The sequence below is a fragment of the Flavobacterium sp. IB48 genome (assembly GCF_016405855.1).
Classification (GTDB): Bacteria; Bacteroidota; Bacteroidia; order Flavobacteriales; family Flavobacteriaceae; genus Flavobacterium; species Flavobacterium ginsengisoli.
This window is the reverse complement of the sequence record NZ_JAEFCA010000007.1, coordinates 14264-29887: the sequence shown is the minus strand read 5'-3', so window position 1 is coordinate 29887 and position 15624 is coordinate 14264. Positions and strand designations below refer to the sequence as shown.

15 protein-coding genes are annotated in these 15624 nt (G+C 31.8%); 8 read left to right on the top strand and 7 right to left on the bottom strand.

Annotated features, from left to right (window positions below; all coding sequences use genetic code 11):
- Window positions 1-11: 11 nt before the first annotated feature.
- The 5 genes from JC605_RS19040 to JC605_RS19020 all read left to right on the top strand — a co-directional run bounded on the left by JC605_RS19040 (window position 12) and on the right by JC605_RS19020 (window position 6043).
- Window positions 12-1031 (top strand): hypothetical protein, encoded by a 1020-nt coding sequence (locus tag JC605_RS19040; protein WP_198857714.1) that lies wholly within the window; start codon window positions 12-14, stop codon window positions 1029-1031.
- Window positions 1018-2145 carry a glycosyltransferase gene (locus JC605_RS19035; RefSeq protein WP_233074173.1) on the top strand — a complete coding sequence of 376 codons (1128 nt, stop codon included), beginning with the start codon at window positions 1018-1020 and terminating at the stop codon, window positions 2143-2145. The genes JC605_RS19040 and JC605_RS19035 overlap by 14 nt, the downstream gene beginning before the upstream one ends.
- A complete protein-coding gene (locus tag JC605_RS19030) occupies window positions 2142-3230 on the top strand; it encodes a glycosyltransferase (protein ID WP_198857713.1) in 1089 nt (362 codons plus the stop codon). The genes JC605_RS19035 and JC605_RS19030 overlap by 4 nt, the downstream gene beginning before the upstream one ends.
- 10 nt (window positions 3231-3240) lie before the next feature.
- The gene (locus JC605_RS19025; protein WP_198857712.1) at window positions 3241-4587 is read left to right on the top strand and encodes an O-antigen ligase; all 1347 of its coding nucleotides are present in this window, start codon (window positions 3241-3243) and stop codon (window positions 4585-4587) included.
- Between the two features lie 61 nt (window positions 4588-4648).
- Entirely contained in the window at window positions 4649-6043 is a 1395-nt protein-coding gene (locus tag JC605_RS19020) for a sugar transferase (protein ID WP_198857711.1), read from the top strand.
- Between the two features lie 5 nt (window positions 6044-6048).
- On the opposite strand, the gene JC605_RS19015 is transcribed toward JC605_RS19020, so the two are convergent.
- Both JC605_RS19015 and JC605_RS19010 read right to left on the bottom strand, forming a co-directional pair.
- Window positions 6049-7185, bottom strand: coding sequence for a DUF4105 domain-containing protein (locus tag JC605_RS19015; RefSeq protein ID WP_198857710.1), 1137 nt, complete (start codon window positions 7183-7185; stop codon window positions 6049-6051).
- Between the two features lie 34 nt (window positions 7186-7219).
- A complete protein-coding gene (locus JC605_RS19010; protein ID WP_198857851.1) occupies window positions 7220-8203 on the bottom strand; it encodes a PorV/PorQ family protein in 984 nt (327 codons plus the stop codon).
- Between the two features lie 276 nt (window positions 8204-8479).
- On the opposite strand from JC605_RS19010, the gene JC605_RS19005 reads away from it, so the two are divergent.
- Together JC605_RS19005 and JC605_RS19000 are read left to right on the top strand one after the other, a co-directional pair.
- Window positions 8480-9196, top strand: a complete 717-nt coding sequence (locus JC605_RS19005; protein ID WP_198857709.1) for a phosphatidylcholine/phosphatidylserine synthase — start codon at window positions 8480-8482, stop codon at window positions 9194-9196.
- A 9-nt stretch (window positions 9197-9205) separates the two neighbouring features.
- Window positions 9206-10060, top strand: a complete 855-nt coding sequence (locus JC605_RS19000) for a glycoside hydrolase family 25 protein (protein WP_198857708.1) — start codon at window positions 9206-9208, stop codon at window positions 10058-10060.
- A gap of 19 nt (window positions 10061-10079) precedes the next feature.
- On the opposite strand, the gene JC605_RS18995 is transcribed toward JC605_RS19000, so the two are convergent.
- From JC605_RS18995 to JC605_RS18975, 5 genes are all read right to left on the bottom strand, one after another.
- A complete protein-coding gene (locus JC605_RS18995) occupies window positions 10080-10301 on the bottom strand; it encodes a DUF5808 domain-containing protein (RefSeq protein ID WP_198857707.1) in 222 nt (73 codons plus the stop codon).
- A 78-nt stretch (window positions 10302-10379) separates the two neighbouring features.
- Window positions 10380-11120 carry an LPS export ABC transporter ATP-binding protein gene (gene lptB, locus JC605_RS18990; RefSeq protein ID WP_026982881.1) on the bottom strand — a complete coding sequence of 247 codons (741 nt, stop codon included), beginning with the start codon at window positions 11118-11120 and terminating at the stop codon, window positions 10380-10382.
- A 90-nt stretch (window positions 11121-11210) separates the two neighbouring features.
- A complete protein-coding gene (locus JC605_RS18985) occupies window positions 11211-11561 on the bottom strand; it encodes a carboxymuconolactone decarboxylase family protein (RefSeq protein WP_144217757.1) in 351 nt (116 codons plus the stop codon).
- Entirely contained in the window at window positions 11554-12369 is an 816-nt protein-coding gene (gene tatC / locus JC605_RS18980) for a twin-arginine translocase subunit TatC (protein ID WP_198857706.1), read from the bottom strand. The genes JC605_RS18985 and tatC overlap by 8 nt, the downstream gene beginning before the upstream one ends.
- On the bottom strand, window positions 12369-13334 hold the full coding sequence (locus tag JC605_RS18975) for an SIS domain-containing protein (protein WP_198857705.1): 966 nt from the start codon (window positions 13332-13334) through the stop codon (window positions 12369-12371). The genes tatC and JC605_RS18975 overlap by 1 nt, the downstream gene beginning before the upstream one ends.
- An 86-nt stretch (window positions 13335-13420) precedes the next feature.
- On the opposite strand from JC605_RS18975, the gene recQ reads away from it, so the two are divergent.
- Window positions 13421-15616: a DNA helicase RecQ gene (gene recQ, locus JC605_RS18970; RefSeq protein ID WP_198857704.1), complete on the top strand. Its 2196-nt coding sequence runs from the start codon at window positions 13421-13423 to the stop codon at window positions 15614-15616.
- Window positions 15617-15624 lie beyond the last annotated feature (8 nt).

Below are 15624 nucleotides of genomic sequence, written 5' to 3'. Positions count from 1 at the left end.
AAAAAATACATATGAAATTAGAAATATCATCTTGGGTACCTCATTTAAATCAGCTGATATATTCCTATTTTTATTATTGTAAAAACGAAAGAACAACAGTTAATATAGTTAGAAATGAACGAGTAGCTCATAGTGGCGCAATATTGAATATTGATAATAAACGTATTTTTTTCGATTATTCTGATGCCCCAGAGTTTATAGACTCGGCTAATTTGTACGACTATTATTTTAAGAGATCACTTCGAGAGGAAAATCATGAGAAGAATATTTATCCTTTAAATTTTAATCTTTCATTGTCGTATAAGAGCCATTTATTGGTAATGAATTTAAGTTTGGATATACTATTTAATAAAAATAGTAGAACAGAAATAATTAGGGCGATGGATTTGTTTTCATTATTCACAAACTCTTCCCATGCTATTTTAGATTTTAAAAGATATCCGAAGAAAGTAGAAGATTTTGGAGGTAATATAATTTTTCATACGCGATTATGGAACCCAAACAATCATGCGGATACTGATGAAAAAGAACGTAGAAAATTTCAAAACGAATTTAGAATTAACGCTTGTCGTTTGTTAAAGAAAGAATTTAAAAATGCTTCGGTTGGGCTGCTTGCAGATCAATTAGCAGCAGAACTAGCACCTGATTTACTATTAGACGCGAAACATTCAAATAAAAATAATTATTTTAACATGTTGAGTAAATTTAATGTTTGTGTAGCAGATGATGGACTTAAAGATACTCCAGGCTGGAAAATTGGAGAATATTTATTGTTTGGAAAGGCTGTAATTTCAACTCCTCTCAACATTGCTGTCGATGATTTTCACGAGCACGTTAATTACGAAAAGCTTAGTAACCGAAGCGCTTATCAAGAATTGCCAGAAAAGATAGAATATTTGCTTTCTGGAAAGAAATATCTAGAAATGGGTCAAAATAATTTACTTTGGAGTGAGAGTTATTTGCATCCTAAAAATTATATTAAAAGAATTCTAACAATAGTAGAAAAAAATACCAAGATTGAACTCAGTTAAATTTGTTATTATAACTCATGTATCTCATGTATACAAAAACAATGAATATTTGGGATACTCGCCGTATGTTCAAGAAATGAATATTTGGCTGAAATATGTTGATGAGGTTATTATTGTAGCTCCATTAAGAAATCGGGAAATAACTCCAATAGACATTTCGTATCAACACGATAGAATAAATTTTAAAGTAGTTCCTGATTTTAGTTTTATTAATCTAAAAAATATTATCACATCAATTTTTAAATTACCTGTTATTTTTTGGAAGATATTTTGGGCAATGAAAGAGGCAGATCATATTCATTTAAGATGCCCAGGAAACATGGGGCTAATAGGCTGCTTTGTTCAGATTCTTTTTCCAAATAAAATTAAGACAGCAAAATATGCTGGAAATTGGGATTCTAAAAATAAACAACCTTGGAGCTACCAGATGCAAAAATGGATTCTTAATAATACATTTCTAACAAGAAACATGAAGGTTTTAGTATATGGATATTGGGAAAATCAATCAAAGAATACAAAATCATTTTTTACAGCAACTTACTCAGAATTAGAAAAGACCAATGTTGAAAAAGCTGATTTTACGAACGGAACTAAAGTTGTTTTTGTTGGAAGTTTAGTGTCAGGTAAAAATCCTTTATATGCTATCAAATTAATTGAGAGATTAGTAACAGCGGGGTATAATGTGACTCTAGATTTGTATGGAGATGGTGTAGAGAGAGATTCTCTAGAAGGTTATATTAAAATGTATAAATTACATGAATATATCATTATAAAAGGAAATCAGAATAGAGAAGCTTTAAAAGCAGCTTATCAAAAAAGTCATTTTGTCATTCTGCCTTCAAAAAGCGAAGGGTGGCCCAAAGCCATAGCAGAAGGGATGTTTTGGGGATGTATCCCAATAGCAACAAAAGTGTCATGTGTTCCTTATATGTTAGATTTTGGTAAACGTGGAACTCTCCTTGATCTGAATTTGGATAAAGATACTGAGCAGATAGGAGATTTAATAATGAACCAAAGGGCGTATATAGAGAAAAGTAAAATAGCGATGGAGTGGTCACGCAATTTTACTACAGATGTTTTTGAAAAAGAAATCGAAAAATTGCTGATAAAATGAGAATTGTACAAATTATAGATTCTTTAGAGGTTGGTGGTGCAGAACGTATGGCTATAAATTATGCAAATTCACTTGCTAACAAAATTGAATTTTCAGGATTAGTCTCTACAAGAAATGAGGGTTTACTTTTAGATCATATAGATCAAAAAGTCACATATTTATTCTTGAAGAGAAAATCTACTATAGATTTAATTGCAATCTTTAGATTAAGAAATTATCTGAAAAAAAATAAAGTAGATTTTATTCATGCACACAGCTCTTCATTTTTTATTGCAGTTTTAGTAAAAATAACAATGCCATGGATTAAAATAATCTGGCATGATCACTATGGGATTTCACAAAATCTTGCATTACGAAAAAACTTGACATTAAAATTTTCATCTTTTCTTTTTTCAGGAATTATTTCTGTAAACGATTCTTTACAAAAATGGGCTCGAAATTATTTGAATTGTAAAAACCTTATTTATTTTCCAAACTTTATAATCAAATCAGCTGTTTTTTTTGATGATTTTCAGTTAAAAGGAAATGATGGCCAAAGAATAATTTGTGTTGCAAATTTGCGCCCCCAAAAAAACCATGAATTATTGATTAATGGTGCAAAGGAAATTAATGAAAAATTTCCAGAGTGGACTTTTCATTTAATAGGCAAAGACTTTAATGATTCCTACAGCGCTAATCTATTAGAATTGGTTAGAAAAAAAGGGCTTTCTGAAACGGTATTTTTTTACGGAGCAGTGAATAACGTTCAGGAATTGTTAAAGCAGAGCGAAATAGCAGTTTTAACTTCTCTTTCAGAAGGACTACCTTTGGCTGTTTTAGAATACGGACTAGCTAATTTACCAGTTGTGGCAACCAATGTTGGCGAAATTTCAAAAGTCATTCCCTCATCTAAAGAGGGCTTGATAATTGATTCTAATAATTTAGGGCAATTTATAAATTCAGTTCAAATATTGATTGAGAATCAACATATTCGTAAATCATTAGGAAAACAGCTGAATTTTTATGTAAAAAGAAATTTCGGTGAAAAATCAATTTTAAAAGAATACATGACATGGTTGAAACCTTTAACGACCATTACGAAGTAAATATTTTATAATGAAAAATAAAAAACTTAGTTATTTAGCCATAATCGTTTTTCATGCATTAATAGCATTAATTATTTTTGTTATTCCTTTTTTATCAAAAATATATGCTTTATTGATTGTTTTAATAGGGTTTATTGTAATCACTAGAAACGAAAACAGAAATAACGAAGCACTGTTTGTTAGTGCATACCTAGTAGGTGCTGAGGTTTTTCTTCGTATGACAGCAGGTAATTTTAATAATGAATATGTAAAGTTTTCCGTAATGGCTTTTATGCTTTATGGAATGATTTATAGCAATTTTTCTAAAAATGCATTTATATATTTTATTTACATAATTTTTTTAATTCCGGCAATTTTTGTAACCACTAGCGAAGCTACTTTTAATGTAGATGTTAAAAAAGTTTTAGTTTTTAATTTGTCTGGTCCCTTGTGTTTGGCTATTTGTGCTGTTTATATGTTTAAAAGAAGAATTACATTTGATAAACTTCAGAATATTTTAATTTCATTAGGATTGCCAATAGTTACTACTACAGTTTATTTGTTTTTATATACACCGAATATTAAGGATGTTGTAACGGGGACTCAATCAAATTTTGAAACTTCAGGAGGTTTTGGTCCAAATCAGGTTTCTACAATTTTAGGTCTTGGAATGTTCGTTTTTTTTACACAATTAGTGCTTTTTTCTAAGTCTAGATTACAATTGTTAATTAACGGAGGGCTATTTATTTTTATCAGTTATCGAGGAATTGTTACTTTTTCGAGAGGAGGAATTATTACAGCAGCCGCTATGATTGCATGTCTTTTTGCCGTTTTATATTATTTTTCTAATGCTGAAGGAAAAAGAAAATTTAGTTTCGTATTTGTTCTGACGATTTTAATTGGCACAGGAATATGGTTTTATAGTTCGTTTCAAACTCACGGTCTTATTGAAAAACGTTATGCTAATAAAGATGCGAGAGGACGTGAGAAAAAAGATCGTTTAGGAGGTAGAGAAGAGATTATGAATCAAGAGACAGATATTTTTATTGATAATCCAATCTTTGGCGTAGGTGCTGGAATGAGTAAGTATGAGAGAGCTCTAATTACACATGAAGAAGTTGCATCACACAATGAAATAACCAGAATGTTTAGTGAACATGGTTTGTTCGGAATTTTTGCATTCTTGATTCTTCTTATCACACCCTTCACATTATATATTAATAATAAACAACATATATATTTTTTCTCATTTTTTGTTTTTTGGTTTCTTACGATAAATCACGCTGCTATGCGAACCGCAGCTCCTGCATTTATATATGCATTAAGTCTTCTTTCAGTACAAATAAAAATTCCTGAAAAAACAGGAGAAGCAAATTAGCTAAATTCAATTTTTATAATACATTTGCCTCAAGTTTAAGCCCCTAACAAACTGAAAAATAATGTTGTCAAAAAAGAAAATGCATTTCGAAATTTCGGAAAGGAGAATATTACTTCTTTCTTTTGATGCTGTATTTGTTTTATCCGCTTTATATCTATTAAGTTCAATATTTGAGTATCATTATTTTGATTTTGGAATAAATAGTTCTTTAAGTATTGTTTTATTAATAGTGTATCTTTACATTTTTGGCGTAATATTCGAAATATATAATTTACAGATAGCAAGTAATCATCTTCAGATTCTTCAAAATGTTATTTTTACTGCTACCGCTACTGTTTTGGCCTATTTATTTACGCCAGTTCTTTCTCCCTTACTTCCGAAACAAAGAGTTGTAATATTAATATTTTATTTCACAATATTAATTACATTACTATTATGGCGTTTGTTTTACTGCTACTTTTTAGCTTCTCATAGATTTTCTCAAAATGTCGTTTTGATTTGTGATCAAAATGAAGTTGAAAAACTGGTTTTAGGATTGGAGAATGTCGATCCGCATTATAAAATTATTGGTTTTGTAAACTCCGATTCTATTGCAGATGAAAATTTAGATTTTCATTACGTAAAAGAAATAAAAAAGGACGATTTAGAACATTTTGTATCAACGAACCATATTTCAGAAATTATTATTGCTTCTCAGAATACAGATGGTATTACTCCAGATTTATATCAGCAATTGCTTCATTTATTAGAAAAAGGAATTATTATACGAGAATACACTCAAGTTTACGAAAGTAAAACGCAAAGAATCCCCGTTCATCATATAGAAAGAGATTTTTATAGATTTTTTCCTTTCAGCAGAAGCAATAGTAATAAGCTTTATTTGTCTTTTGTTCGACTTATAGAAATCATGTTTTCTATTTTAGGGCTATTAATTTCCCTATTTTTTATCCCAATAATTTTTCTTTGTAACATCTTCGCAAATAAAGGGAGTCTTTTTTATACTCAAGAAAGAGTAGGGAAGAATGGAATCATTTTTGAGATTTATAAGTTTAGAACCATGACAGAGAATTCAGAAGCCAATGGAGCTGTTTTCGCTAGTCATAATGATAAAAGAATTACTCCGTTTGGTAAATTCATGCGAAAGTCAAGAATTGATGAATTGCCTCAATTTATTAATGTTTTAAAAGGAGATATGGGAGTAATAGGGCCAAGACCTGAGCGACCATTTTTTGTCGAAGAAATCGCCGCAGTAATGCCTTTTTATGAAACACGCCATGTAATTAAACCTGGACTTACGGGCTGGGCGCAGGTAAATTATTCTTATGGAGAATCTATAGACGAAAGTTTGATTAAGCTTCAATACGATCTATACTACATCAAGCACAGAAGTGTTTTTCTTGATTTAAGCATCACTTTCAAAACCATTACAACGGTTTTATTCTACAGAGGGCAATAATTTTTTTAGATTATAATTGGAATAGGTTTTTTGTTACGAATTGCTGTTCGCACTAAAACCACCCCGCTCGTAATGATTAATGGTAAAGTGATAAAGAAATGCGCCTTGTTAATCAAAAATAGAAAGTAAATCACTAAAAACACAAAATTGATTAGCGAAAATCTATAAGTCCATAATTTGTTTTTGAAAATAGAAAACAAAACCAAAACCAATAAAAATGGACTAAATAATAGAACATTGTAATTCATCGCCAATTCTTGGTGAAAAGAATAAAATCCCATAATAACGAAGAATATCCCAATAAGAGATAAAATCACAAAGTAGATTTTATCTACCGTTTTGTTTCTTGCAAAGATTACAAAAAGCAAGATAAAGAGATAAGTGTAAATGTTATTCCACCAAGATTTTGGTGTTTCTTTTGCAAACTCTAATAGTGTTTTGCTTTTTGCCGCTAAGGGTTTATTTTGAAAACTTGTTTTGTCTAAACTATTTTTCAATTCAAAAGGAAGAAAAATTCTTGTTCCCATTTGATCGACTTTCGTTCCAAAAATAATACTTGTTCCCAACTGATCGTAGAAATGGCCATCAAAATAAGGAAATAGGATAGAACGATATGTTTTGTCTGTGTCTTGTGTTTTTACAATAACATCTCTGCCTAAAGTTTTATTCACTACATCTACAACCATCGAAGTACAGTTTTTATCGATGAATTTATAAGTATAATAACGTTCTTCAGAATCTAAAACGGCATTTAACTGGTCAAAAAGTTTTTGTTTTAAATCTTGAGAGATCAGTAATTCCTGCTCATAAATACTTCTTTTTTCGTAAGTGTATTCATTAAAAAAATCAGCAAATGAATGTACAGTTGCAAAATATTGCAAATCTCCTTTAGCAAACTTTAAAACAAAATTTGGAGTTCTAAAATCAAAAGTTCCATAATTGTAAACAACATCAAAATTGTTTACGGGATCTAAAACTCTAATTCCCGTATGTCCGAAATAAGAATAAGTTTCGTTTCCAAGTCCGCAGGTCAAAATACTTATTTTGGCATCTTTCGATAAAGCTAAACTTTGGCTGACACCAATAAAACTTGATAAGAATAATAAAATTAAAAGTGCTTTTTTGGACATGAGAGTTTTCATGATTTAAAATTTTAAATGTTTTGTGGTTTCGAAATTATCTAAAGATACCCAAATCTACTTTTAACGAAAAAATATTAGAATACAAAGCGGTACTTTGATTTCCTAAATCGGTTAAAGCATAATCAATCTGTATGCCTTTATATCTAAACCCTAAGCCAATATTAGGCTGAAAGTTTATTTTTTCGGTATTATCTAATTGTGTTACATTCTGAAAATTTCCTGCTCCAGCTCTTACGAAAACTAAATCGGTATAACCAAATTCAAACCCTAGAGCTGGGTCTATACTTACAGCTTTTGATGAAATAATATCATTTGTCTGCTCAAAGCGCATATTTAAATTTGCAGAAGTGACAAGACTACATTCGTTATGGAAATCAAATCTTTTTGAAACTCCTAATTGAGCTTTTGGCAATGTTATTTCTGTACTTTCCGGCAATTCGTTGTTTTCTCCCGGAATTGCATTTGCAATTTTAGCATATTCTTCTTCATCAATATTCCAAACATTGTAAGTTGTGGTAATATCGCGAAGCATTAAACCAAATTTCCAGTCATTTCTTTCAAACTGAAGTCCGATATCAAATCCAAATCCCCAAGAATTGGCAAATTTCCCAATTATTCTTCGAATTACTTTTGCATTTACACCATATTGAAATCCATCAACAGGCAATTTTCGAGCATAAGAAAAAGTAAAGCCATAATCTGCCGTAGAGAACAAGCTGATTCTGTTATAATCAATATTTCCTTGATTATCGATTAACTGCGTGGTGTCCATAATATCGTCTACTCCAAAACGAATCATCGAAATTCCCCAAGCACTTCTGTCATCAATTGGACTTGCGTAACCTATGTAGTCGTACTGTGCAATATTGGCGAAGTAGCTGGCATGCATTAAAGCAATTTGATGATCTTCAAGATGAGTTAAACCTGCCGGATTCCAGTAACCTGCCGTTACATCATTTGTTGCGGCAGTCACAGCACTTGCCATTCCAAGAGCTGCGGCATCGACCCCAATATTCATAAATTCATTCGAGTATTTTCGAACGGTTTGTGCATACTGAAAAGTACAGCTGCAAAATAATAAAAACACTAAATATTTCTTCAACGTATATGTTTTTGCAGATCGAGGCCTGTTTTAAAATTTTTATCAAAAATATAATATTTTACTCATCTAATAAGTTCCTTTAGTTAAATATTCCCAAAGTCATACTTCGAATTAAAAAACTCTCTAAAAAACTCGTTTTGCATCGAGTTATTATACTAAATTTGTTCTCTGCCATTATCAAAATTTAAAGCTATGAATATTAAAAAACACATTCCAAATCTAATTACATTAATTAATCTTTTCTGCGGTTGTGTCGCAATTGTCTTTATTTCCGAAAACAATTATTTAATGGCTTTTTTCATGGTTTGCTTAGGAATCTTTTTTGATTTCTTCGACGGCTTTTTTGCTAGATTATTTAAAGTTTCAAGTCCGCTTGGATTGCAATTAGATTCTCTTGCAGATATGGTAACAAGCGGAGTTGCTCCAGGATATGTGATGTACAGTATGTTTGTACATAGCGGTCATGAATTAGGAACTCACCCTGCAATTCCGTTTTTAGGATTTATTATCACTTTAGGATCTTGTTATCGTTTGGCTAATTTTAATATTGATACTCGTCAGACAGATTCTTTCATCGGATTGCCAACTCCAGCAAATGCTCTTTTTATTATTAGTTTGCAAATTGTTCTAGATATGTATGCAGAATCGTCACTGTTTATTCTTGAATTGTTAACCAATCAATGGGTTTTGTTGATTATAACATTATGTAGTGCTTATATTTTGAATGCTGAGATTCCGTTGTTTGCTTTAAAAATTAAAAAATTCAGTTTGAAAGAAAATGCCCTTCAAATTGTGTTTCTTGTTATTTCGGTATTGATGATTATTTTACTTCATTACATCGCAATTCCACTAATTATTGCTTTTTATGTATTGTTGTCAGTTATCAATAATCTTTTCTTGAAAAAGTAAATCTGTTTAATGGCAAGAAAAACGACTTATCGTAAAACATATGCAAGAAAGCCCGCTGGAAGATCATTTCTAAGCAGGCTTTTTCGTTCATTTTTATTGATTCTTTTCGGACTTTTATTCATTGGGATAATTTATCATTATCGCAAAGGACTTGCTTATTATTTAGGTTTTAAAACAGAAAGAGTTTTAGATGAAGATGAGGTAGACAAACATCTTTCTGATGTTCGAAACATTCGTGTTCTCGAAAACCATAAAGGAAAAGTAATTGGAATTGACGTTTCTGAATTTCAAGGAAAAGTCGATTGGGAAGAAGTCGAAATCTTGGATGAAAAATATCCTGTTCAATTCGTGTTTATTCGTGCAACAGCAGGAAACGACCGCGTAGACAGACAGTTTAAAAGAAATTGGGAAGGTGCAAAAGAGAATAAAATCATCCGCGGCGCTTATCATTATTATCGTCCAAACGAAAATTCTATTGAACAGGCAGATCTTTTTATCAAAACAGTAAAATTGCAAAAAGGAGATCTTCCGCCAGTTTTAGATATTGAAAAATTGCCTAAAAATCAGCCTTTAGATAGTTTAAAAAAAGGATTGAAACGTTGGTTGAATAAAGTCGAAAAACATTATCAAGTTCGCCCAATAATTTATTCAGGAGAACGATATTATTCTGATTTTTTAAAAGAAGAATTTAGTGAATATCTTTTCTGGATTGCGAATTATAATTTCTACAGAGAAAAAATTGAAGATGATTGGTTGTTCTGGCAATTTACAGAAAAAGCTTCTCTGCCAGGAATAAAACATCGTGTTGATGTTAATATTTACAATGGAGATTTAGAGCAATTGCATTTTATTACTGTTGAGTAGTTTTAGTTTCTGTCGAGAACTATTTCCATAAAACCAAAATAACAATTATTACAAAAGGCAATAAAAGCATTACAGAATATGGATTGGCAAAATTTACGGTATAGCCCATCCATTGAATCTTTTTCGGAGGAAGTAATCTTTTGTCTTTTGGGTTATAATAAAAGCTATTGAAGAAATACCAATTTTTTGGGTCTTTGTGCCAGTTGTCGTAATCTTCCTGAGTTGGTTTTTCTGATTTCATTTGCAACTTTTTAAGAATCTTAGATTAAAAAAAAATGGTAAAAAGAATTTTACTTTTTACCATTGATATATAACTGTCTTAAAATTCAAGTTTCTTTTTACGTAGCTCGAAGTTTTGTCCAAGATAAACACGACGAACCATTTCGTCTTCTACCAATTCTTCTGGAATTCCTGCTTTTAGAATTCCTCCTTCAAACATTAAGTATGTTTTATCAGTAATTGCTAATGTTTCCTGAACGTTGTGATCGGTAATTAAAATTCCGATATTTTTGTTTTTTAATTGCGCAACAATTCGCTGAATATCCTCAACCGCAACAGGGTCAACTCCCGCAAAAGGCTCATCCAATAAAATAAACTTTGGATCGGTTGCCAATGCGCGTGCAATTTCGGTACGGCGGCGCTCACCTCCAGAAAGTAAATCTCCTCGGTTAGTACGAATGTGCTCTAAGCTGAATTCTTCAATTAAGCTTTCCATTTTAGCAATTTGCTCTTCTTTAGAAAGTTTAGTCAATTGCAGTACACTAAGAATATTATCCTCAATGCTAAGTTTTCTAAATACAGAAGCTTCTTGTGCCAAATAACCAATTCCTTGTTGTGCACGTTTGTACATTGGGTAATCGGTAATATTCAAATCATCAAGATAAATGTTTCCTTGATTTGGTTTTACTAATCCCACAATCATGTAAAAAGACGTTGTTTTTCCAGCTCCATTTGGCCCCAAAAGCCCTACGATTTCTCCTTGATTTACTTCAACAGAAATTCCTTTTACAACACTACGTCCTTTATAGGTTTTGATTAAATTATCGGCTCTTAATTTCATTTTTTAAGTTTAATCGTTTAATCGATAAATCGTTTATTCGTTGCAAATTAACAAATAAACGATTCAACAGTTAAACGTATTAACAATTATTTATTTTCCAGCTTCTTCAAGTGCTTCCCAAAATTCGTAAGCTCTTCTTAAATGTGGAATTACAATTGTTCCTCCAACAAGAGTTGCGATTCCCATTGCTTCCATCATTTCTTCTTTAGAAACACCTTCTTTATAACTTGTTTCTAAATGGTATTTTACACAGTCGTCACATCTCAAAACAGTTGATGCAACTAAACCTAAAAGTTCTTTTGTTTTTACATCAAGAGCGCCTTCAGCATAAGCATTGGTGTCAAGATTAAAAATTCGCTTTACAATTTTGTTATTGTCAGCAAGCAGTTTTTCGTTCATTTTAGAACGATAGTCATTAAATTCTTGAATTATATCAGACATTTTCTTTCATTTTATTTTTATACACAATCTTCGAAATCCAGATACTTAATTCGTAAATGATTAGCATCGGAATTGCAACAATAGTTTGACTCACAACGTCTGGCGGAGTTACAATTGCAGCAATAATTAAAATAATTACAACGGCGTATTTCCAATATTTTCTTAAAAAAGAAGGAGTTACTAAGCCTAATTTTGTTAAGAAGTAAATTGCAATTGGAAGCTCAAAAAAGATCGCACTTCCCAAAATACTTGTTTTTACCATTCCCATGTAAGATTCTAGTGTAAACTGATTTTTTACAACATCACTCACAGAGAAAGTAGCAACGAAATTAACCGACATCGGAATAACTACAAAATAGCCAAATAATACGCCTAAGAAGAAAAGCATTGAAGAAACAAAGATGAATACTTTTGCATTTTTGCGTTCTTTCTCATATAAAGCAGGACTGATAAACTTCCAGATTTCCCATAAAATATAGGGAAAACTCAAGATAAAACCTGCCAGAAGGCACATCCATACAAAAATATTTACTTGCCCTTCCATTTCTGTATTCTGAATGATAAAATTCAATTCAGTAATACAAATGCTGTCTGCAAATCCTAATGAATGCGATAAATCACAGAACCAAACGTAGGTAAAAAATGTTGGCCTAATCGGCCCTAAAATAATCTGATCAAATAAATAATCACTGATAAAATAAGTGACAAATGCCATAATACATATTGCAATTGTACTTCTAACTAATAACCATCTAAGTTCTTCAAGATGGTCCAAAAATGACATCTCGCCAAGGTTTTTCTTTGCCATTATACGATTCCTTCTTTTAAAATGTCATGTAAATGTAATACTCCTTTATATTCGCCATTGTCGGCTACGATTAATTGTGTAATCGAGAAATCTTCTAAAATATTTAAAGCGTCAACCGCCATAGTTTCCGAGGAAACTACTTTTGGATTTTTAGACATAATATCTTTTGCTGTTAAGTCTGCTATAGTATCTACGTCGTTTAGCATTCTTCGGATGTCTCCATCAGTAATAATTCCAACAATTTTATTGTCTTCAATTACTGCTGTAACTCCTAATCTTTTTTCAGAAATTTCAAAAATTGCTTTTTTAATAGAAGTTTCTGGTGTAACTGCAGGTTTTAATGAATGCTCAATCATATCTTTTACTCTAAGCAGTAATTTTTTTCCTAAAGCTCCTCCTGGATGATAAACTGCAAAATCTTCGGGTTTAAAATCACGCATTTCCATTAAGCAAACAGCCAATGCATCTCCCATTACAAGCTGTGCTGTTGTACTATTTGTAGGAGCTAAATTGATAGGGCAGGCTTCTGTATCAACAGTTGTATTTAAAACCAAATCGGAGCCTTTTGCCAAAAATGAAGTTGTATTTCCTGTAATGGCAATTAAAGTGTTTCCAAACCTTTTTAATAAAGGAACAAGAACTTTAATTTCTGGACTATTTCCGCTTTTAGAAATGCAGATAATGATATCGTCGTTTTGTACCATTCCTAAATCACCGTGAATTGCTTCTGCTGCGTGTAAAAACATAGAAGGAGTTCCGGTTGAGTTAAAAGTAGCTACCATTTTTTGAGCAATGATCGCGCTTTTTCCAATTCCTGTAACGATCAGACGACCTTTGGTTTCGTATATGCGTTGGACGGCTTCGTAAAAATTTTCGTCCAAAAAATCAATTAGTTTTGTAATTGCTTCACTTTCAGAGAGTATTGTTTTCTTGGCGATCGCCAATATATTTTCTTTTGTGATCAAAACAGAATATTTAAAATTTGTATGTATAAAAGAAAGTTGTATCTTTATGTGTTGCAAATTTATACAAAATACCATTAATATAGAGAATGAATTCAAATGAAATTGAAATACATAAAGAATTAAAGAAGTATTTCGGCTTTAGCCAATTTAAAGGCTTGCAGGAGCAAGTCATTACGAGCATTTTAGACGGAAAAAATACATTCGTAATTATGCCGACCGGTGGAGGAAAGTCTCTTTGCTACCAATTACCGGCTTTAATTCAAGAAGGAACAGCAATTGTTGTTTCTCCTTTAATTGCTTTGATGAAAAATCAGGTAGACGCAATTCGAAGTCTTTCGTCTGAAAATGGAATTGCACATGTATTAAATTCCTCTCTAACTAAAACAGAAATTGCTCAGGTTAAAAAAGATATTACATCTGGATTGACCAAACTTTTGTATGTCGCCCCCGAATCATTAACAAAAGAAGAATATGTGGCTTTTTTACAAAGTGTTCCAATTTCTTTTGTTGCTATTGATGAGGCACACTGTATCTCAGAATGGGGACATGATTTTAGGCCAGAGTACAGAAATCTGAGAAATATAATCAAGCAATTGGGTAAAGTGCCAATTATTGGTCTTACCGCAACGGCAACCCCAAAAGTTCAGGAAGATATCCTGAAAAACCTTGACATGGCTGATGCTAATACTTTTAAAGCATCATTCAACAGACCGAACTTGTATTATGAAGTTCGCACAAAAACGAAAAACATTGAGTCGGATATTATTCGATTTATCAAACAACATAAAGGTAAATCTGGAATTATTTACTGCTTAAGCCGTAAAAAAGTAGAGTCGATTGCCGAAGTTTTACAAGTTAACGGAATCAGCGCTGTTCCTTACCATGCAGGTCTAGATGCCAAAACGCGGGCTAAACATCAGGATATGTTCTTGATGGAAGATGTCGATGTTGTTGTAGCAACAATCGCATTTGGAATGGGAATTGATAAACCAGACGTTCGTTTTGTAATTCACCACGACATTCCAAAATCACTTGAAAGTTATTACCAAGAAACTGGTCGTGCAGGACGTGACGGCGGAGAAGGACATTGTTTGGCTTACTACTCTTATAAAGATGTAGAAAAGCTAGAGAAATTTATGTCTGGAAAACCAGTTGCGGAACAGGAAATTGGTTTTGCACTTTTACAGGAAGTTGTGGCTTATGCCGAAACCTCAATGTCACGCAGAAAATTCCTGTTGCATTATTTCGGAGAAGAATTTGATAGCGAAAATGGTGAAGGTGCCGATATGGATGACAATGTTCGTAATCCTAAACATAAAGTAGAAGCCAAAGAACAAGTGGTTAAATTGCTTGAAATTGTTCGTGATACCAAACATATTTATAAATCAAAAGAAATTGTGTTTACTTTAATAGGGCGTATTAATGCCGTAATTAAAGCACATAAAACAGATACTCAGCCTTATTTTGGCGTAGGTTCAGACCACGACGAAAAATACTGGATGGCATTATTGAGGCAAGTTCTAGTTTCTGGTTATTTGTCTAAAGACATTGAAACTTATGGAGTAATCAAAATCACAAAAGCTGGTTTAGACTTCATTAAAAAACCAGTTTCATTCATGATGTCTGAAGATCATGAATACAGCGAAGCGGATGATGAAGCAATAGTAACATCATCAAAATCTTCTGGAACTGCCGATGAGGTTTTGACAGGAATGCTTCGTGAACTTCGTAAAAAAGTAGCCAAAAAACTTGGAGTGCCTCCATTTGTAGTTTTCCAAGATCCTTCAATTGAAGATATGGCTTTAAAATATCCGATAACAATTCAAGAATTATATAATATTCATGGTGTTGGTGAAGGAAAAGCTAAAAAATATGGTAGTGAATTTGTTGCTTTAATCAGTCGTTATGTAGAAGACAACGATATTATTCGCCCAGACGATTTAGTGGTTAAATCTACAGGAGTAAATTCTGCCAACAAATTATATATTATCCAAAATATTGATAGAAAGCTTTCATTAAATGATATTGCTTCCGCGAAAGGACTTACGATGGATGCATTAATCAAAGAAATGGAACAAATTGTTTATTCTGGCACAAAATTAAATATCAAATATTGGTTAGATGATATTTTAGATGACGATCAGCAGGAAGAAATTCACGATTATTTCATGGAATCTGAATCTGATAAAATCGAAGATGCGCTGAAAGAGTTTGATGGCGACTATGATATTGATGAACTTCGTTTAATGCGTATTAAGTTTATTAGTGAAGTAGCGAACTAAAAAATAAA

What these genes read in the sequence shown, in the direction of transcription:
- JC605_RS19015 (WP_198857710.1), bottom strand. Translation starts at nt 7,185, where the DNA reads ATGAAAACTCTCATGTCCAAAAAAGCACTTTTAATTTTATTATTCTTA.
- JC605_RS19005 (WP_198857709.1), top strand. Translation starts at nt 8,480, where the DNA reads ATGAATATTAAAAAACACATTCCAAATCTAATTACATTAATTAATCTT.
- JC605_RS18995 (WP_198857707.1), bottom strand. Translation starts at nt 10,301, where the DNA reads ATGAAATCAGAAAAACCAACTCAGGAAGATTACGACAACTGGCACAAA.
- JC605_RS19020 (WP_198857711.1), top strand. Translation starts at nt 4,649, where the DNA reads ATGTTGTCAAAAAAGAAAATGCATTTCGAAATTTCGGAAAGGAGAATA.
- JC605_RS19010 (WP_198857851.1), bottom strand. Translation starts at nt 8,203, where the DNA reads ATGAATATTGGGGTCGATGCCGCAGCTCTTGGAATGGCAAGTGCTGTG.
- JC605_RS19040 (WP_198857714.1), top strand. Translation starts at nt 12, where the DNA reads ATGAAATTAGAAATATCATCTTGGGTACCTCATTTAAATCAGCTGATA.
- JC605_RS19000 (WP_198857708.1), top strand. Translation starts at nt 9,206, where the DNA reads ATGGCAAGAAAAACGACTTATCGTAAAACATATGCAAGAAAGCCCGCT.
- JC605_RS18985 (WP_144217757.1), bottom strand. Translation starts at nt 11,561, where the DNA reads ATGTCTGATATAATTCAAGAATTTAATGACTATCGTTCTAAAATGAAC.
- tatC (WP_198857706.1), bottom strand. Translation starts at nt 12,369, where the DNA reads ATGGCAAAGAAAAACCTTGGCGAGATGTCATTTTTGGACCATCTTGAA.
- recQ (WP_198857704.1), top strand. Translation starts at nt 13,421, where the DNA reads ATGAATTCAAATGAAATTGAAATACATAAAGAATTAAAGAAGTATTTC.
- JC605_RS19025 (WP_198857712.1), top strand. Translation starts at nt 3,241, where the DNA reads ATGAAAAATAAAAAACTTAGTTATTTAGCCATAATCGTTTTTCATGCA.
- JC605_RS19030 (WP_198857713.1), top strand. Translation starts at nt 2,142, where the DNA reads ATGAGAATTGTACAAATTATAGATTCTTTAGAGGTTGGTGGTGCAGAA.
- lptB (WP_026982881.1), bottom strand. Translation starts at nt 11,120, where the DNA reads ATGAAATTAAGAGCCGATAATTTAATCAAAACCTATAAAGGACGTAGT.